Origin of the sequence: Coleofasciculus sp. C1-SOL-03 (assembly GCF_040220555.1) — a bacterium.
Taxonomy (GTDB): Bacteria; Cyanobacteriota; Cyanobacteriia; order Cyanobacteriales; family Coleofasciculaceae; genus Coleofasciculus.
This window is the reverse complement of the sequence record NZ_JAVJUO010000035.1, coordinates 16,677-35,726: the sequence shown is the minus strand read 5'-3', so window position 1 is coordinate 35,726 and position 19,050 is coordinate 16,677. Positions and strand designations below refer to the sequence as shown.

The window sequence follows — 19,050 nt, the reverse complement described above, 5'->3', positions numbered from 1 at the left end:
TTGTTTTTTTGGGTATTTGCCCAAACAACTTGCCCAAGCAACTGGGAAACGGCTTTTACAATGGGAGTTATCGGCTTGGGGAAGCTGACTGGCTTGGGGAAAGCTGATTTTTTTAAGGTTTTCTTTTGATTTGACCGATGTCTAGAAAGATTAGTTGGGGAGAATCCGATCAGACTAATACCCTGAACCTGGTTGAGGCATTACAGAAGCTAGCGGCGGGGGAATTAGAGGCGAATCCGGGTGAGTTGAATACCGAGGTTTTGGCACAATGGGTATCGGAGTTTAAGCTGCGTGTCACTGGGAAAGTGAAGCGTAAACGGGGAAAACGGGAACAAACAGGTACAACCAAGAAAGCCTTAGTCAAATTAGTGGAAGCATCAGGTAAAGGTTTAGAATTACCGAAGCGGATAAAAGAATCAAGTCGCAGTCGATATGAACGCCAAGCCGAGGCGATTCAGACGGTGATTGACTCGCTGCGAGAGTTGGAAATATTAGAAGAAGAACCATCACAGAAGAATCAGGGATATTGGAAATTCTCGCTGAATCTGACGCATCAAACCAAACCAGCCGAGAATCTGGAGAAAATTCGGCACAAATGGCAGGAACGAACGGGTCAAACCCTTGTAGAGACTAAATGGCGGTCTCTACAGGTAACGGATGAGGGGATAAATTGGGGTAAGATTTGCCACGCCATGCTGGAGAAACGGCGACGCGCTACCAGTAATATTTTGATGCAGGAAGAATCTGCCAAGTTTGAACGGGAACAGATTTATGTGCCTCTGGCGTTGGTGGAAAGGAAAAAACAGGATAAGCGCGATCGCGAATTCTTGCCCGAAAAAGGAACCCAACTCTATGAACCGCAGTATCAGGAAACCCAGCGCTTTGAACATGATGCGTTTTTGAGTCAGATTCTGGAGAAAGGGGAAGGAAAAAGCCAAGGAAAACAGATTGCTTTAATCGGCGAACCGGGGGCGGGAAAGACAACATTGCTACAAGCGATCGCGTTTTGGCTGTTGGAGAATAATTTAGGGTTGCCGATTTGGATAAATTTGGCAGATTTGTCGGGGAAGGATATTGGCACGTATGTATTGGAGGTTTGGTTAAATCAAGCGATTCCACCAACGCGATTGAATCAAAAAATTCGGGATGATTTGGTGAAGCAAATTGAACAGGGGCGAGTGTGGCTGCTGTTGGATGGCGTGGATGAAATGGTAGCTTCTACTGTTAAGCTGAACAACGCCAGGAATTGGGGAGATTCTTCGTTCCACTCCGTTCCACTCAGAATGACATCCGAGAATCCCTTACAAGCAATAGCGGATCAATTAACGGGTTGGATTAATCAGGCGCGGGTGGTGTTAACCTGTCGGTTAAATGTTTGGTTGGCATCTACGAATGCATTAGAAACCTTTGAAACCTATTGCCTGTTAGATTTTGATTATCCTCACCAGGTACATCAATTTATTGATAATTGGTTTAATAATTGTAGAGACGTTCCGGTGGAACGTCTCCAGCCTGACAAAGCCAAACGATTAAAAGCCGAATTAGCCCAACCCGAACGCATCCGCATCTGCGATTTAGTCCAAAATCCTCTACGGTTAGCCCTGTTATGTAGCACCTGGCAAACGTGGGAGGGACATTTACCCGATACTCAGGCAGGATTGTATCAGAAGTTTGTCCAGCAGTTTTATATCTGGAAAGCCTCTATTTTTAATACCGATAGGCAAGACGAATTAAATCAAGCCTTGGGACAATTAGCGCGGCGGGATATTGATGAGAGTACATCGCGGTTCCGCTTGCGGGAAAGCTTTATTGAAAAGGAATTGGGGAAGGTAACAGATAATAATTCCCTATTTTTTCTAGCATTGCAATTGGGTTGGTTAAATGTGGTGGGAGTGGCGACAGAAAAGCCGGATGAGAAAGTTTATGCCTTTTACCATCCCACGTTTGAGGAATATTTTGCAGCACTGGCGGTTGAAGATTGGCTCTTTTTCTTAAATCATCGAAACCCACCTCTAGCCTTATCTGATCAAGAGGGAGAATCAGCTAATTCTCTGAAAGCCCCCCTTTTGAAGGGGGGTTGGGGGGATCTCTCTTACCGCCTATTTGAACCGCAGTGGAAACAGGTTATTTTGCTGTGGTTAGGGCGTGAGGATCTGCCGAAAGAACACAAAGAGGAATTCATATATAATTTAATAACTTTTAATGATGGGTGTGGGGACTTTTACAGGTATCGTTCATTTTGTCTAGCCGCCGCCGGAATTGCTGAATTTAGAGACTGTATCTATAGTAAGTGGATTGTAACCAACCTTGTCGATTGTGCCACAACACATTCTGATACTGATTATATAGTTGGTAAGATTATTAATCCAATTTTCTGGGACACTTTACTAGAAAATAATCGCACAATAGCTATTAATTATTTAATTGACGTGTTAGACAGGGGTTTTTTGGATGATGAAGTCCGCTGGAAAGTATTTAACTGCTTAATACAAATTGGCAGAGGAAACTCCAAAGTTATTGTTGCCCTAACTAAGTTAATGGATACGAGCCTAGAATATCAGGAAATTGCCCAGGAAGCAGCGTTCTTTCTCAGGATAATTGACCCATGCAACCGAGAGGCTATTACCTTTCTGGAGCAGCAGTTAAACACTATGAATCTATCGAATGATCTGCGTGTAGAAGCCGCTTATTTTTTAGGAAAAATTGACAAAGGTAATTTAAAAGCGATTACTTTTTTGACAGAGTTAATTGAACGTAATCAAGGCTTAGGTTTAGATGCTGCATCTACTTTAGGAAAAATTGATCCAGGCAACCCAACTGCTATTAAACATTTGACTAAGTTGCTAGAAACCGAACGAGGTGATCGTGTAATTAATATTTCCCTATTAGCCGCCTGTGACTTGCTCAAGACTGATCCAGAAAATCAAGATGCAATCAGGGTTTTAAGAGAATGTATTAAACCCGGAAATGAACCCTGGGATCGCCTAGAAGCAGCGTCGGCTTTGGGTAAAACTCAGCCGGGTAAGCAGGAAGCTATCACAGTTCTTTATGAATTAAGATACGAATCAGTAAAGGTAACTCAAGAAATAAATTTCTTAAAGAAAGTGATTGATAGCTTGAACCAAATTGAACCTCGTATCCTACCTTCTCCAGATTGGTCTCCAAGAACTTTTTTAAAAGAGGATGATTTAGAATTTCTTACTCGGCAGCTTGCATCTATTCACGAACACCTTATAAAACAAAACTCTATTGATGTTGATGACGAAATTTTATATATTGATAACGAAATTTTATATGAATTTATGTGGATTATTGCACAGAACACAGCTTATCCAATCTTCTATAAAGCATGGCATAAAGCATGGCATAAAGTATGGCATCAACCCGAAGCAAAAGAGAATGAACAATCGCCAATAGAAACCACAACCTCAGCCAACACCTTTACCCTCAAAGAATTACCCCAACGCCTACACACCGCCCTAGAAACCAAAACCCAGATAGGCGAAATTCAAGACTTGCCCCGACTCATTTCCATCGACGCCAACAAATTCCTCGATCGCGAAAACCCTGCTACCAAAATCTACAACGAAATGCGACGCCACGGATTCCCCAAAAGCAGCAATGGCACACCCCAAACCCTGGCACAATTGCAAGCCTATTGGGATGAACAGTTAATCGAAAGCAATAAACCTATCGTTTGGCTATTCTACAACAGCACTCCCCTACCCAACACAGAACCCCCAACCGAAGATTTTAGCACCACATTTCTAGCAGATTTAAACAAATTTGATGGGGCAATTGCTATCATCACCCATCAACCCAATACTCCCCTAAAATCATTCTCCCCCAATCAGCCCAATTTAGTCGCAGATATGGTGGCATGGATTTGTCAGTTGTCATTTTAGCCTGAGGAATAGTTAGGGTTTGCTGCATTAATCTGGAAGGTATACCTGATAGGGGTTTCAAGCCATCCCCCCAACAAGTGCTTTCGTTTTTACACCATTAGTTTCAAAATCCTGGGATTGCAAGCCTCCGCGATTACAGAATCTTACCTCAACAGGGGGTTGAAACTGTTCCCTGTTCCCTGTTCCCTGTTCCCTGTTCCCTCTCCCCACCACAAGACTTATTCAGCAGCCCCTAGTTAGGATTTTTTGGCACGATAAAAGGGTTTTTTGACGACAACGGCGGGATAGGTTTTACCGCGAATATCTACCTCTAAGGGTTGACCTGTCTTGGCAAGGGATGGGGGACAATAGGCAAGCGCGATCGCTTTCTTTAGTGTGGGTGAATAGGTTCCACTCGTCACCTCTCCCACAACATTACCATCGGATACCACTGAATAACCGTGACGGGCAATACGCCGCCCCTGCATTTCAATCCCCACTAACCGACGTTCTACACCCTTGGCTTTTTGGGCTTCTAATACAGAACGTCCGATAAAATCCCCTTTCCGATCCAAATGAACCAGCCAACTTAAACTTGCTTCTAAGGGAGTTGTTGTATCATCAATATCTTGTCCATATAGTGCCAACGCTGCTTCTAGTCGCAAGGTATCTCTCGCACCCAAACCACAGGGAGTCACTCCCGCTTGGAACAAACGACGCCACAGTTCTACGCCAACCTCCGGTTTCACCATCACCTCAAACCCATCTTCTCCGGTGTATCCGGTTCTAGCGATAAATCCGGGTTGATCGAGAACCGTTGCGTTGAGATGTCCAAAGGATTTTAGTGCGGTTAAATCCTCCTGGACAAAGGGTTGGAGATACGTCTCGGCTTGGGGTCCTTGTAGGGCGATCAAAACGTTTTCCTGGGAAAGATCGAGTAACTTTACCCCCGTGTTTTCCAGTTGCGCTAACAACCACTCTTTATCTTTGTGACAGGTTGCTGCATTGACAATGATCATCGCCTGGGGTACGCCCGTTTCATCCTCCCCTTGGTGGTAAACAATCACATCATCAATGATGCCCCCTTGAGGATTCAGCAATACCGTGTATTGGGCTTGACCCGGTTGTAATCGACTCAAATCTGAGGGAACTAATCGCTGTAACCCTTGCCATAACTGCTTCCCGGTAAAGGCAAATTTCCCCATGTGGGAGATATCAAACATTCCCGCATCGGTGCGTACTGCTTCGTGTTCTTGTCCGATACTGGTATATTGGACAGGCATTTCCCAACCCGAAAAGCCAGTGAAGCGGGCATTTTGTTCAACCGCGAGGTCAAACAGGGGAGTTCTTGCCAGAGAAGGTTTTGACTTAGCCACAGATCCTTTCAAGTCACAATGTCTTTCATATTCTACCGACTTGTCTGACATTAACTTCTGATCTAATAAATTGCGATCGCGCCAAGACACAGATTAAGTAGGGATTAGGCGTTCAGACACTCCGATGCGCCTTCCTCGCTCAGAACGGGTCAGTACCGCCGCTTCTCTGAGGCGTCTTAGACTCTAGGTGCTGTGCTTTATGGCGGCTGTGTGGAATCCTGGGCATATATCGTCTTTGTTCATCGCCGCGATAAAGGCGGACAATTCATCAGTTATCGCCAATTACGCCAATGGTTCAACGCGATCGCCTGCCAACAACTGCGGCAATTGTGGCTTTTAATTGAGAGCGATCGCTCTCCGGCACCATAAACAATACAATCACCAGCATGTCTCCTGGTTATGCAATCTCTGGACACAGCACTGGCAAAGGCTTGGGCAGGAACAACCGATGATCTCCTAACCTGGAGACGCTTGCATCGCGATATCCCTGGAGAAAGCATCCATCTGGGAACCTGCGATCGCGGATTCTGTTCACCTTCTCAAGATTTTCGTACATAAAAATTAATCTTCACGAAAGTGATTACATCTATTTTTTTACATAATCAAAACTTTACTGGCACGGTTAGAAAGCCTTGATAACGGCAAACCTCTAGGTGAGTCGATGAATGGGGCAAAGATGCTGTGTGGTGGAAATCGAATTGGCGATCGCGGTTTCTTTGTCGAACCGACAGTCTTTGCTGATGTGGATAATTCCATGAAGATTGCCCAAGAGGAAATCTTTGGTCCGGTGATGAGCATTATTAAGTTTAAAGACATCGATGAAGCGATTCGTCTGGGAAACACCACCATGTACGGATTAGCCGCAGGAGTGTGGACAAAAGACATAGCCAAAGCCCACGCGATCGCTCATAATGTGCGTGCGGGTACAGTTTGGGTAAATTGCTACCATGTCTTTGACGCGGCTGCACCCTTTGGTGGATTTAAACAGTCTGGCATCGGTCGCGAATTAGGTGAGTATTGCTTGGAGAATTACACTGAAGTGAAAACCGTAACCGTGCAACTGTAGGCGACAATATCATCCAAGCGGGATGGGGGAGTTGTTAGTGTTGAATTAACTCCCCGTCTCCCGGTCAGCCTCAACAATCAAATTGGTTTATTAATGAGACGTAGAGTCAGAACGAGTTTATGCACGCTTGGAGATCTCTTGCATCCGATAAAAGTAAAACCTGCCCTTACAAATCAACTTATTCCGGAAAAGCCGTATCAATGAAGCAATCATCGCTGTTGTATTTATTCGCCTCCCTATGAAAATGCGTTTAGTCATTCCTGAATCTGTTGAATTCCTTGCATTAACTGAGTACGTTTTTGCTCCCACCAATCATCAGTTACTTCTATCGGTTTGCCACTATCCAAACCTTCCAGTAATAGTGCCTCAATCTGTGCAGCTTTGGCTTGCTCTTGAAGAATCAGGTGCAGAATGTATTCCGATGCATTGCTGTAACCTCCCTTAGCAACTTGTTGCTCGATAAACGATTGAATGGTATCAGGAAGCGAAATATTCATCTTACTCATAACTGTTTTACTGATTCCAGTTGTCTTTTTCAATGTCTAGCAATGTGGTCATAATAAATGAGAATTGTAGGGGCGCACCGACGTGCGCCCTTTACCAACTTGCATTCTTTACCCATGTGCGCCCTTTGCCAACGTGCGTTCAGAAAACTGGTTGGGTGAAGTTATCTCAATTCTATCGTGTAAAATCATCAGGTATAATCGCACCTCTGAGATCTGTACTCTCCAGGTTAGTCCCTGTTAGCTGTGTCGCCGTTAAATCAGCGTTTCTTAGGTAAGCGCCCTTAAGATCCGCATCAATCAAATTCGCCCCATTCAGGTTGGCATTCTCTAAATTAGCACTTTGCAAATTCGCCCCCTGGAGGTTAGCTTCACTCAGATTAGCCTCTCTCAAATCAACTGTTCTCAGATTCATTTCCCTCAAATCAGCGCCACTCAAATTACATCCAGCACATTCACCCGTTTGATGCAATTGCTTAATTTCAGTTAGAGACGCGCCATGGCGCGTCTCTACCTGCACAGGATTGGTAATCCGAGACGCGATCGCGAAACCTGTACCCATCACCGCCAATACCCCCAGTTTCACCACCAACATCGGCGTAATCCCAGACTGGAGTCGCTGAAACTGATCCGAAGTTGGCGAATTTCCCACCACATCAATCGGTAACAATTCCGCCAGCGCCGTCGCCGCATTGGGGAAGCGATCGCTTAATTTAGGTGCGACCATTTGATCCAACCAGGTGATAAACTGAGGATTTAGACCCGATACCAGGGATTTATAGTTAATTCGACAATCCTCATCCATTAGATTGCCAATGTCAGCCGATTTAGTCTGAGTGAGTAAACAAATTAACGTTACCCCTAAACCATATAAATCAGATGCTTCCGTGAGTTGACGATTAAACATCTGTTCCGGTGGCATAAATCCTAACGTTCCCTTCACCACACTACTCGCCGCCAAATCATCCCCAAACGCACGCGCTAAACCAAAATCCACTAAATACACCTTAATCTGGGGGGAACGTTCGACTAAAATATTTTCCGGCTTAATATCTCGATGGATAATTGGCGGAACTTGCTGTTGTAGGTAAACCAACACCTGCAAGAGTGCGATCGCAATTTGTTTAACCTCCTCTGGGGTAAAGGATTGGGGAACGGCTAAAGAGGGGGCTTGTTTGTATTCCTGAATTAAGCAAAAGCCATCTGGCGTTTCAAATGCATCCAGGTAGTGAGGGATACTAGGAGAATCCAGTTGTTGCAGCAGAGTAATTTCTCGTTCATGGGCGTCAAAATCTGACCAATTCGCACCCGTTTTGGCAAATTGAAACTGTTTAATCACCACAGGTTGTTCGGTAGATTGATGGGTGGCTAAGTACGTAACTCGTCCACTACTGCGGTTGTGTCCCAGTTCCCGCTGAATCTGATAACCTTGCGGGGAAAATTCAGGAAATTTATTATTTGAGATTTGCATAATATAATTCATGACAATAATCACAGAATGCGTTTGTAGAAGCGACCCGCTTGCACCAATCAACAACTGTGTTTACTCAATTGGAACGGGTCGCCCTTTCCTTAGGGGTTGCTGCACTTAATTTTGCTTTGCCGTGAGTAGAATAAATGACAAATGACGATACCCGCCATTAACCTTAATTTGAATGTCACTGATTTAAGGTTGGTGGGCAATGCCCACCCTACTGACAAATGACAAATGACCAATGACCATACCCGCGATTAACCTTAATTTTACCCACGAATTATAGCGATTTTGCTCGCTTCACTAACCGAATAAACTCGGCTCGGTATCCATCTAAATCTGCTCCCTGAGATTGACTAGCAAGCTGTAAAACGTGATCAAGATTACCATTGCCTTTGTACTGAGACTCTCTCAATACCATACCAAATTCAGCAACAGATGCCGAAAATTTAAAGTTATTCGAGGCTTGGGCTAAGGTTAATCCTTTATCTACAACGGGCGCGGTAATCAGTTGGGAAGTATCCTGATCCGGTTGCTTATATCGTAACTTCACCTGCATTAACTCATTCGGCGAAAACGTCATCGATTCATCAGTCTTCTGTTTAGAATCTACAAGATCAACATCTGATAAGGGTACATCACTCTTCACACCTACGGGAATAATTTCATAGAGAGCGGTAACGGAATGACCCGCGCCTAACTCACCCGCGTCTTTTTGATCATCCTCAAACGCTTCATTTTGCAGCCGCCGATTTTCATAACCAATCAGCCGATACCCTTGCACTTTGTCCGGGTTAAATCCCACTTGAACTTTCACATCCTTGGCGATGGTGAGTAGAGTTCCGCCAATTTCATTAACCAAGACTTTATTCGCTTCCAGGATATTATCGATGTAAGCATAATTGCCATTGCCTTTATTGGCGATTTTTTCCATCTTGGCATCTTGAAGATTCCCTGTACCAAATCCCAGCACGGTGAGGAAAACACCTTGCTCTCGTTTCTCTTCAATCAGGTTAACCAATTGCTCATCGCTAGAGATGCCGACATTGAAATCTCCATCAGTAGCGAGAATCACGCGGTTATTCCCCGATTCGATAAAATTCTCTTGAGCTAATTTATATGCCGACTGAATTCCCTCACCTCCAGCCGTTGAACCTCCGGCATCGAGTTTATTAATCGCTGTTAATATGGTGTCTTTTTGATTCCCTGGTGTTGGCGGTAGCACTGTCCCCGCCGCCCCCGCATAGACAACGATACTCACCTTATCTTCGTCTCGCAATTGGTCAACGAGTAAGCGGAATGCTTCTTTAAGCAAGGGGAGTTTATTGGCGTCCGACATGGAACCGGAAACATCTAACAAAAAGACCAGATTACTGGGAGGTAAATTTTCTGTGGAAATGCTTTTCCCTTGCAAGCCAATGTGAACTAATTTATGTTTTGGATTCCAAGGTGCTTCGGCAACTTCTGTGGTGATCGAGAAGGGTTGCTCGGCTTCTGGTTGCGGATAATCGTAAGTAAAATAATTGATTAATTCTTCAAGCCGCACGGCATCGGGGGGTGGAAGCCGATTCTCATTGATAAAGCGCCGCACGTTACTATACGAAGCCGCATCAACATCAATGGAGAAGGTAGAGAGGGGATTACTGCTAGTGCTTAAAAAGGGATTTTCCTGGATGGTACTGTAGGTTTCGCGGTTAGATTCTTCGGGAACTTGGCGATTAAGGGTATCGGCTTGTGGTGCTGATTGAAGAGCTTGGGGGGAAGCTGTCTGTGGCGAGAGTAGAATTTCAGCCTGTTCGCTGGACTCTCGTGAATAATTTACTCCACCCTCCCCTTCGCAAGCAACGGTGAGCGTACCCAATACAGCCGCTAGTCCTAACGTCGCGATCGCTCTATGTCTAGTTTTCATGATTTCCCCTTCAGACTGCTCCCCAGTCTGTTCTATAACAAAGTTTAACAACTAACCATTTGCGGTTGTAACGTCTCCGTTTTACTATTAAGGCTAGGAATTAGACCCCGTGGTTGCTAAAACTGTAACATAGGTGATTAGCCCAGAAGCTTCCGGGGTTCCAAACGGGTTACAATCTTCAATGATATAGCGTATACACTTATCTCTCACGGCTTCGGGACTTATGCAATTTGGGGTTAGCGTTGGAAACAGAGCCAGATATGGCTGTCGTTACACTGATGCTATCTATCCTACAAATGTAGCGCAGTAGTTATTTAGTATTTTGATTATGAAAGTAAAACGTACTATTCACTGGAACAAGCTAGCCGAAATCCAATTTTTTAGTAAAATGGAAACCAGAACTCAAGTGTGCCAATCGACAAACAGAGCATAGAAATAGGCGATCGCTTCCCCAATCATGGTTCGTACTCCTTCGCTCGATTGCCACCATTGTTGCGGATCATACTCTTGAGGTTCAGCCGCAATCACACCAACTCGGATGTTTGGTTCTAATACAGCTTTAAATATAATCCAGCTTCGACGGGCATGAGGTCCCAACGAATAAAGATTTATTGATCTTACCTCTAATTCTGAGGTTGATAACCATTCCCGTAGGGCGATGGCGCTAGCTTGAGTTCGATGTTTAATCACATTAGGGGCGGGAACAGCCACCAGTTGTTCTGGGTTAAATCCCAAGCTGATAAATGTGGCGGCGGTGAGTTCGGCAAAATTCTTGTATTCGGCTAAATAATATCCCTTGGAGACAGGTAAACCCGTGGTAATCAGATAATTATAAGACCCGCGTTGGAAACGTGCGATCGCCTCCTTAATCGCATAATCCGGTATCCAGCCTTCCACCACCATGACATCAGCCGCCACGGGAGAGTTAACCGCTAGGAATGGATAGATCGTGCTGAGGGTAAATAGCATGAGAGAAAGTATACAAATCAGTGTCACTATCCATCCCTGAATAGTCAGAGTCCACTGGGTTTTGCGATGGATTAAACGAATTTTGATTTTAGCAGTTAACCTTCTGAATGGCTGTAATTTTTTTTTACCATGTTAGATTTAACCTCTATAATAAACACTCTGAATAGCTGAGTTAGGTTATTCAGTTGTGAAATGCCAGAAATAAACCGTTAAGCTGTCTCGAATTGACGATGAAACACTTCCAAAACTAACTGTACAAATGCACCAGAACTATCATATTTAGCCGTGAGTCTTTTATACTGGTTAGCGGTCACTAGCTTCCCCGCAACGATTTCAAATTCTTCACCTAGTTTTAATTGGGGTGGACTATTGACAACCACACCATCAGGAAGACAAAATGTCTGATTTTTTCCTTGAGTTGGATCTAAAACTAACTCGTTAATGGGTTTGGGATCAGATTGGTTTAAATCTGCCGTCATAGATTGCTGGGTTCCCTGCCAACTTCCTAACAGTTGAGTTACCCTTGGTTCTTCTGGTGTATCGGGAAAACTGTTACTTCCCTCAGTTGTTAGATTACCAAATAATTTATCCCAGTGCTGTTCTTGTAAATTCATGATTTGTGTTTTTTCAATAGACTTGCTTATTACCAACAATATCCATTACAGCCGTAACCATTCCCCCCATTCACTCTCCCTTAAGTTGCGCTATCATATCGGCGGGATTCCAGTAAGCACGAGTGCTTTGGATTTTACCCGCTTCATTCACCTTAAAAACGGTTATTCCTTCAAAAGTTATAGTTTTGTCACTCTTACTGAGTCCCTGCATTGTCCACTTAACGGCAGCTTCATTACCCGCTACAAAAATATGCTCGATTGTCGATTCTAGTTGTTTAAACATTCCCTGTAGCTGGGCAAAAAATTCCTGAAATCCTTCATGAACTTTTGTGGGAGGTTGTCCTACCGGATCATAACTGACGGCATCTTCGGCAAAGTGATCCAGCCAACCGTCGGGATTCATCGCTGCCACTTTGGTAAAATAGGTTCTGACAAGTGCTTCAATCGGTTTGGTTGACATTGTTTTATTCTCCATTGCTGAATACTTCTAGAGTAAAACGGGTAAAACCCGATGCGTCATAATGGCAGATTCCCCGGTGTAAAACAGTAGGACTTGCCAACCAATCAACAACAAACAAGAACTCTTGTCCAGATTCAATACTCTCAGGATAACTGATTGAAACGTTGTTGGGTAGATGTAATGTCAGATAATCTTCTATCAACTGTTCGATGGGTTTCCAGGAGGTGGCGATTGCAGCAGAAACAATCCAATCGGGCGTTATTGTTTTTTGACATCCTATCCAAGTCCCGTACCAGTCAGCGTTAGCATGATAGTGACAGAAATTATACCAATTTTGGAGCTGTGCTTCGTTTGCCGTTTTACTCATATACCCTCGTTATATTTGACTGTTGATGTTGTCTCTAGCCTAGGATATGACTGCTGATAATCAGTGGTGATTGAGCCAGTCAATTTTAATACCCAACTCAGATTTTTATGGGTGAGTTTTGGCGGATATTTAATTAAATGGTTATTTGACCAGATGGAACTTGCGCCTAACCCACCCGACAGAGAATTAATAGTTTCTTGATTAAGTTTCCACGAAAACGGTAACGGCGGCAACAGCAATTAGCATTTCGTCATTTTTATCATTGAGTTCAGGAATGGCTCGACCTTGAACCACCATTCCCCCGGATTGTACGGTGAGTGATTTCTGCCCAAAGGGTAACACGGCGAGAACCTCTTCCTGTCGCACTTGTTCCGGGTAAGGTACGGCGACTTGCACCTCTACAATCATTTGATTGGGATCGCTCAAACCTGCAACTTCCCAGACACCGGGTAAGGCGTTATGGGCGATCGCGTTCCGTACCGCCCTAGACGCCGCTACAGTGGGTTCTTGTCCATGTTGATCTACCCCCATACCCATTTCAATGATTAAGCGTTTGCGAGTCATAGCACTTCTTTATACCTCAACGTTGAACCGCGATCGCACTGAACCTTGGGCAAACGTGCGAGTTTATCCAATTGAAGTTATATCCTATACCTATACAATAAAAATCAATGGAATTAATGGACTGTTACAGACGCTAATGCTCAGGTCTCCTATTCTTATCATGCTCACGGATTTCCAACTCAGCCACTTTATAATTCTTTACAATTAGATTGAGCGAGTGTTAAAAGATGATAGCCAAATTATTAAGCGTTTTACGCCCCAGAAACTCTAAGCAATCCCTAATTTCGCCCAGTTTTCTGCTTCGTCTCTTTATTTATGGAGGGATTGGCGTTAATCTCATCCTACCCTTTTATAATTTCCATTCAAATTCATTTCAACGGCAGAGATATTTACCCAGTCAGCAGATTGACTTACATGCCAAAAATTTTATTGTTTCTCTGAATCAGGCTCAAGAAAATTACTATTTAAGCCATGGTCACTTTAGCGCTTCTATTCAAGACTTAACCTTAGATAGTACCCTAAACCCCAACACCTATAGCTATCGCATTGTTTCAACCATGCCTCTAAGTTTAGCTCAACCGTTAGCTCAACCGCAAAACTCAGACTCCAACATTGAGCAAGTGATCATGATCGTTCAGTCTAAAGAGCTGCGGTTGAACAGTTATATGGGTGTCGTTTATAGTTTCTCAAACAACTCTAACGTTCACAGCATCGCGGCTGTCTGCAAAATTCCTCGTTATATGCCTTTACCAACGACAATGCCTATTTTAAGAAAAAATACCATTCAGTGTCCTTCAGGAACAATCCAATTAGGGAGTAACAATATGTAAGGTTTTTTGGGCTACCTCTTCATTATCAATGAAAAACTTAAATGTCCAATCTCCCGATTGATCGATGTTGGGATTAAAATCATACCAGCACCAAGCACTAAATTCTTTTGCCGACAATGTAAGTCTCGATTGTCCCATACCTACCAATATTCCCGATTCATCAAATAACTGACAGGCGCTGTCATAGTCTCCCTGGGGTAAATCTGGCAATTTTACTGAAAAATAGATTCGTTCTGGATTCTTGCTAATCCGGATCAGTCTGGTACTCGACTTCAGATTTGTCGTCACAGTCACGTCTATATTGTTGAAAAAAAATGGTTTAACTCTAACTAGAGTAAAAACGATAAAACTGAGCGTCGTTAACCCGACTAGACTCGGCAATACTTTTTTGGTAACTTGAGTCTTTGGTGAAGGACGCAGGACTTTAATCGGAACCAGAGCATCTAAAGCTTCGTTAGCATTAGCATAGCGGTTTTGAACATTGGGTTCCACCATTTTTTGTAGCCAGCGAATAAAATCAGGATTAAGCTCAGGAATTCGTTGCTGAAAATTAATCCGACCTGTATCATCAATTAAGACACCAACTTCTGTAGATGGTGTATGCGTGAGTAAGCAAATTAATGTTGCACCAAGACTGTACAGGTCAGAAGCCGCACTAAGTTGACGGTTGAACATTTGTTCAGGGGGCATAAAGCCTAATGTACCTTTAATTACACTGCTGACGGCAATATCTCCACCGCCTAAGCGAGCAAAACCAAAATCGACTAAGTAAACCTGCAATTGCTCATCTACAAGAATATTTTCTGGTTTTAAATCTCGGTGAATAACAGGGGGAATCTGACTTTGGAGATAGTTAAGAATGGACAAGACTGAAAGGGCAATTTGTTTGACTTGTTCAGGTGTCCACTGGGTTTTCATGGCTAAAGACGGCGCATTCTTATAATCCTGCACCATACAAAACCCAGCCACTGTCTGAAATGAATCTAGATAATGGGGAATACTCGGATGATCAAGTCCGCGTAAGACTTGAATCTCTCGCTCATAAGCATCATACTCTGACCAATTGACCCCAGTGCGGGCAAATTGAAACTGTTTCACCACAACAGTACGCTGCGTATTAATTTCAGCTCCGAGGTACGTGACTCGACCCCCAGCTCGATTGTGTCCGAGTTCTCGAATAATTTGATAGCCGTAGTTGGAAAAGTCGGGAAACTTGTTCATAATTTGTCATTTGTTAAGTAGTCGGAGAAAATTAAAGTTAGCGGTTGAGATTAGGGAACTCTTAACAGGGAACAGTAAGGATTTGAGGCTTGTGAACATTTCTTAGTACAGCATACATAATTTATGTCTAGGTGCGTATACTCGCTGCCCTTAAAAAGCCAGCTACCTTTATCTAAGGGGGTAATAACTGTTGGCATGATTTGAGCGTGTGGCAATTTGCCAAACCATACTTATTTTTGTTGTTTATGTTGCCAAGCTTGAGTGATTTTAGGGGATAGTTTGAGGATTGGGCGGGTATACTAGGGTTTAATTAAATGTTCCTGGTGCTGACGATAGTGAACTATGAGTCTGGAATAGTTGGGTCTTAAGTATAAGTAATAGAGTAACAGGAAAGGGATACCCACGAGTTGTAGGAACGCCACTCCGGCAACGGCGGCAAATTCTAATGGCTCGACAAAGGAGGGTATGAGAAAAGAAGGGGGAAATCCCGGTTCAATGTTGATAAAATTGCCGACTAGATTAAGATTGACTGTAGAGCCGAATCCAGCCATTAACCAGAATATCCAGAAAAATCCGAGTCCTCTGAATAAAAGTCCAACTGAGGTCGCCTGTTTTTCCGGAATACCTTTTTGGATTAACGTTTTACTCAAAAAATTTCTGATGTCAAACTCTATTCCCATAAATAGGACTAGCCCATAGAAAAGTGACCATGACCATAAAATAGCTGATTCAGTAATGCTAGAAAATGTCAGTGCCATTGAAACAACGACTGAAAAGGCTAGGACGAACGATATACAGATATGTCCCCCAAATCGTTTAATCAGACTGAATGCATTTTGGGGAAGTCGAGTGATGGGAGCCGTGTGCAGTTGCATCACGATCGCATGAGTGTCGGGGTCAGAGTTGGTGTGTAGAATAATCTGGCGAGTGTAGGTAGCATCAGCCATTAGCTTACGGGTATCCACCGTAATTTTGCACTCTACCTGATTCCCCTCGAATTTCTCCGGCTCAAAGGATATCCAAGCATGATGATAGGGGGTATGAGGTGGATCAGACGGATGAGGCGCAACCTCCCACCATCCAGACAGTATGGTATCGGGAATGGGATTACTAACGCTAATACTTTGGCTGAGTTTTTCTCCATACTCTGAGGCGCTAAATTCCAGGTAATCTCGTTCTAGTCTAACTTTCGGTAAGCGACTGACATCGATGGGTTTAAGTGCCGCGATCGCATCGGCTGCTTCTTCATAGCGATCGTGGGGTTTGGGTTCCACCATCTTTTCTAACCAGTTGAGCCAACCGCGTTGGAGAGGTGGGACTAAATGGCGAAAATGGAGACGGTAGTTACTATCCATTAAATTGCCAACATCTGTAGATTTAGTCCCTGTGAGTAAGCAAATTAAGGTTACTCCTAAACCATACAGATCAGAGGCTGCACTGAGTTGCCGATTAAAGAGCTGTTCGGGTGGCATAAATCCCAATGTGCCTTTAACCACACTACTCATTCCCACATCGCCATCGCCAATGCGGGCAAAGCCAAAGTCTACTAAGTAAACCTGATTCTGGTCATCGATTAAGATATTTTCGGGTTTAATATCCCGATGAATCACGGTTGGAGTTTGATCTTGCAAATAAACCAGAATAGTTAAGACACTCAGCGCCAGTTGCTTGATTTGTTGAGGCGTCCAACGAGAAGTCTCGCTCAAAGATTTAGCCGGAATATACTCCTGCACCATACAGAAGCCGACTTCGGTTTGAAACGAATCCAGATAACGGGGAATACCGGAATGATTGAGATGTCGCAGCATTTTGATTTCTTGCTGATGACTCTCATAGTCAGTCCAACTCGCGCCGATTTGGGCAAATTGAAATTGTTTAATCACAACTTGAGTGTTCTGTTGCTCTGGCGAGATTGGGTTTGCCAGGTAGGTGACTCGTCCTCCTGTAGTATTGTGACCGAGTTCTTGATTGATCTGATAGCCGTAGTGGGAAAAGTCAGGAAAGTGGCTCATTCTATCTGCCCTATCACTAATTTGATCATAGTCATTAGGAAGAGTACACAGATCCCCGACTTCTTCAAGAAGTCGGGGATCTTGCTGGGATAGACTGTAAGTACCTGAGCATCAAGTCTGTCCGCTTCACTAAGAAATGTGAACAAGTATCAAATCCCTACTGTTCCCTGTTAACTGTTCCCTGTTCCCCCATCTCAACCGTCAACTTTAAGTTTTCCCCACTTACCCATGATGGTGATACGCCCCAATTTCGGGTTGAAAGGGAGCAATTTCTGGCTTCACGTCCACGCCTAACTGATTCAGCATCGCTTCTAAAATGGGGTCAGGTGACAAGCGTAAATAGTGAGGAGTGATTTCTAAGGGGACGTGGCGATTACCCAGATGATAAGCGGCTCGCAGTAAGTTAAGGGGATGGGGGGACGTAACGGTTAAAACAGGTTCGGGTTTCGCCGCAATCTGAACGACTATCTCACTTGTCTCAGATTGGAGTAAATCCCCATCGTTGAGAATCGTCCCTCTCGGTAAACGCAGATACAAACCCTGACCCTCTGGAGTTTCAAAGCGGTAGCGCGTCCGGGTGCGTTCCTCGGCGGTGAGGGAAAGTGTAAAATTAGCGGAGATTTCTGTCGCTGAGTTCAAGCGTTGCGTCAACGTCAGCATAAATTGCCCAATTTGTCAAGCTAAAGTGACCGTTGCAGACGAATCAGTTCATTCTGAATTTGCCGTTGTAAATCGGGGTCTAATTGGGCAGTATAGGTAATGGCGTTAAATTGAGCCATATTGAATCCCTGACTTACACCAATTTCTTTGGCTTTATTGCAGTAGTTGACGGCAATTCCTTGGACATCAGCGGGGAGTTCTTTGAGGGAATCGGGTTGGGTACAGGTAATAGTAGGAATCTGGTCTTGGTTTATCTGTTGCTGAATTTCGCTGAAAGCAGTTTGACGGCTACTTTCAATCGCCATAATCGCCTTGGCGTAATTTTTGATTTCCTCTTCCGTGATGGTTTCGGGTGGTAACGGGGAAATAGTGGGACTTGCCTCTGGAGTGGAGTTAGAGGCACATCCAGAGAGGATGAGGGCGAGTGCGGTGACACAACTCGTCCAGGGAAATCTCAACGTTCGCGATCGCGCCGGTATGGGCATGGAATCCGATTCAAGTAGCAACGGTAAAGTGTACGCTCTATTTTGACAGGGTTTGACCGTTTGGAACTCAGTAACACTCAGGGTTCTTGTTTTCTGTTTAGAGTTCCTTATCGAGCAGGATTATACCACAAGAGTTGCTGGCTGTTAGCTGGATTCTTGCAGTTGTGCTAATTTGGTTTGAATCCGCTGTCGTAAATTACTATCTTGTTCTGCCAGACGGGTAATTTGGTTGAATCGGGAGGGGGTTAAATAGTTGTTGACCAGCGCTAACGCTTGGTTACAATAAGTGTTGGCAATTTTTCGCGCCTCCTGAGAGGGTAATTGATTGATAGTTTCTGAGCGATGACACTGGATATCAGGAATGTTGCCATTTACGATTTTTTTAATTTCGTTATAGGCAACTTGGCGCAAGGGTTCCATGGCTAAAACGGCTTTAGCATAGTTGGTTATCTCCGCCTCGGTAACAGCTTGTTGAGCATGGACAGCATGAGTGAAGTCCAAGGTTAGAGACTGTCGCGAAAGTTCCGGGATGAAGCCAGAGAGTAACCCTAAGGTGGTTAGTGCCGTTACAATAAGGGGACGAGAGAACCGAGTCAAATGAGGGTGATTACAGTAGGACGTGATCATAGCGATCGCAAATACTTAAACAGTACACA

18 protein-coding genes and 1 pseudogene are annotated in these 19,050 nt (G+C 44.1%); 5 read left to right on the top strand and 14 right to left on the bottom strand.

The window, feature by feature from the left end; translation table 11 throughout:
• The first annotated feature begins 137 nt into the window (after nt 1–137).
• Nucleotides 138–3,905: an NACHT C-terminal alpha/beta 1 domain-containing protein gene (locus RIE73_RS05710; protein WP_446400275.1), complete on the top strand. Its 3,768-nt coding sequence runs from the start codon at nt 138–140 to the stop codon at nt 3,903–3,905.
• 236 nt (nt 3,906–4,141) lie between these two features.
• Here RIE73_RS05710 and gcvT read toward each other — a convergent pair whose 3' ends face one another.
• A complete protein-coding gene (gene gcvT, locus RIE73_RS05705) occupies nt 4,142–5,260 on the bottom strand; it encodes a glycine cleavage system aminomethyltransferase GcvT (RefSeq protein WP_446400274.1) in 1,119 nt (372 codons plus the stop codon).
• A 210-nt stretch (nt 5,261–5,470) separates the two neighbouring features.
• On the opposite strand from gcvT, the gene RIE73_RS05700 reads away from it, so the two are divergent.
• The 3 genes and pseudogenes from RIE73_RS05700 to RIE73_RS05690 form a co-directional block, all read left to right on the top strand.
• Nucleotides 5,471–5,629 carry a hypothetical protein gene (locus RIE73_RS05700; RefSeq protein WP_446400273.1) on the top strand — a complete coding sequence of 53 codons (159 nt, stop codon included), beginning with the start codon at nt 5,471–5,473 and terminating at the stop codon, nt 5,627–5,629.
• A gap of 30 nt (nt 5,630–5,659) precedes the next feature.
• A complete protein-coding gene (locus tag RIE73_RS05695; protein WP_446400272.1) occupies nt 5,660–5,818 on the top strand; it encodes a hypothetical protein in 159 nt (52 codons plus the stop codon).
• Between the two features lie 109 nt (nt 5,819–5,927).
• A pseudogene (locus RIE73_RS05690) lies at nt 5,928–6,326 on the top strand (aldehyde dehydrogenase family protein); the annotation flags it as partial.
• 254 nt (nt 6,327–6,580) lie between these two features.
• On the opposite strand, the gene RIE73_RS05685 reads toward RIE73_RS05690, so the two are convergent.
• The 8 genes from RIE73_RS05685 to RIE73_RS05650 form a co-directional block, all read right to left on the bottom strand.
• Nucleotides 6,581–6,832, bottom strand: a complete 252-nt coding sequence (locus RIE73_RS05685; RefSeq protein WP_446400271.1) for a type II toxin-antitoxin system ParD family antitoxin — start codon at nt 6,830–6,832, stop codon at nt 6,581–6,583.
• A gap of 172 nt (nt 6,833–7,004) precedes the next feature.
• On the bottom strand, nt 7,005–8,300 hold the full coding sequence (locus tag RIE73_RS05680) for a protein kinase domain-containing protein (protein WP_446400270.1): 1,296 nt from the start codon (nt 8,298–8,300) through the stop codon (nt 7,005–7,007).
• A gap of 283 nt (nt 8,301–8,583) precedes the next feature.
• On the bottom strand, nt 8,584–10,212 hold the full coding sequence (locus RIE73_RS05675; RefSeq protein WP_446400269.1) for a vWA domain-containing protein: 1,629 nt from the start codon (nt 10,210–10,212) through the stop codon (nt 8,584–8,586).
• Between the two features lie 402 nt (nt 10,213–10,614).
• On the bottom strand, nt 10,615–11,181 hold the full coding sequence (locus tag RIE73_RS05670; RefSeq protein ID WP_446400268.1) for a cytosine deaminase: 567 nt from the start codon (nt 11,179–11,181) through the stop codon (nt 10,615–10,617).
• Nucleotides 11,182–11,390: 209 nt separating this feature from the next.
• The gene (locus RIE73_RS05665) at nt 11,391–11,795 is read right to left on the bottom strand and encodes a hypothetical protein (protein ID WP_446400267.1); all 405 of its coding nucleotides are present in this window, start codon (nt 11,793–11,795) and stop codon (nt 11,391–11,393) included.
• A gap of 70 nt (nt 11,796–11,865) precedes the next feature.
• Entirely contained in the window at nt 11,866–12,255 is a 390-nt protein-coding gene (locus RIE73_RS05660) for a nuclear transport factor 2 family protein (RefSeq protein WP_446400266.1), read from the bottom strand.
• A 4-nt stretch (nt 12,256–12,259) separates the two neighbouring features.
• A complete protein-coding gene (locus RIE73_RS05655) occupies nt 12,260–12,622 on the bottom strand; it encodes a hypothetical protein (RefSeq protein WP_446400265.1) in 363 nt (120 codons plus the stop codon).
• 201 nt (nt 12,623–12,823) lie between these two features.
• Nucleotides 12,824–13,186, bottom strand: coding sequence for a Lin0512 family protein (locus RIE73_RS05650; protein WP_446400264.1), 363 nt, complete (start codon nt 13,184–13,186; stop codon nt 12,824–12,826).
• A 227-nt stretch (nt 13,187–13,413) separates the two neighbouring features.
• Here RIE73_RS05650 and RIE73_RS05645 point away from each other — a divergent pair, with 227 nt between their 5' ends.
• On the top strand, nt 13,414–14,016 hold the full coding sequence (locus RIE73_RS05645) for a type IV pilin-like G/H family protein (protein ID WP_446400263.1): 603 nt from the start codon (nt 13,414–13,416) through the stop codon (nt 14,014–14,016).
• On the opposite strand, the gene RIE73_RS05640 is transcribed toward RIE73_RS05645, so the two are convergent.
• The 5 genes from RIE73_RS05640 to RIE73_RS05620 all read right to left on the bottom strand — a co-directional run bounded on the left by RIE73_RS05640 (nt 13,996) and on the right by RIE73_RS05620 (nt 19,021).
• Nucleotides 13,996–15,237 (bottom strand): serine/threonine protein kinase, encoded by a 1,242-nt coding sequence (locus RIE73_RS05640; RefSeq protein ID WP_446400262.1) that lies wholly within the window; start codon nt 15,235–15,237, stop codon nt 13,996–13,998. The two genes, RIE73_RS05645 and RIE73_RS05640, sit on opposite strands and share 21 nt — an antisense overlap.
• Nucleotides 15,238–15,536: 299 nt before the next feature.
• Nucleotides 15,537–17,249, bottom strand: a complete 1,713-nt coding sequence (locus RIE73_RS05635; RefSeq protein ID WP_446400261.1) for a serine/threonine protein kinase — start codon at nt 17,247–17,249, stop codon at nt 15,537–15,539.
• 222 nt (nt 17,250–17,471) lie between these two features.
• Nucleotides 17,472–17,909, bottom strand: coding sequence for an urease accessory protein UreE (gene ureE / locus RIE73_RS05630; RefSeq protein ID WP_446400260.1), 438 nt, complete (start codon nt 17,907–17,909; stop codon nt 17,472–17,474).
• Between the two features lie 20 nt (nt 17,910–17,929).
• The gene (locus tag RIE73_RS05625) at nt 17,930–18,394 is read right to left on the bottom strand and encodes a DUF4168 domain-containing protein (RefSeq protein WP_446400259.1); all 465 of its coding nucleotides are present in this window, start codon (nt 18,392–18,394) and stop codon (nt 17,930–17,932) included.
• 144 nt (nt 18,395–18,538) lie between these two features.
• On the bottom strand, nt 18,539–19,021 hold the full coding sequence (locus RIE73_RS05620; RefSeq protein WP_446400258.1) for a DUF4168 domain-containing protein: 483 nt from the start codon (nt 19,019–19,021) through the stop codon (nt 18,539–18,541).
• Nucleotides 19,022–19,050 lie beyond the last annotated feature (29 nt).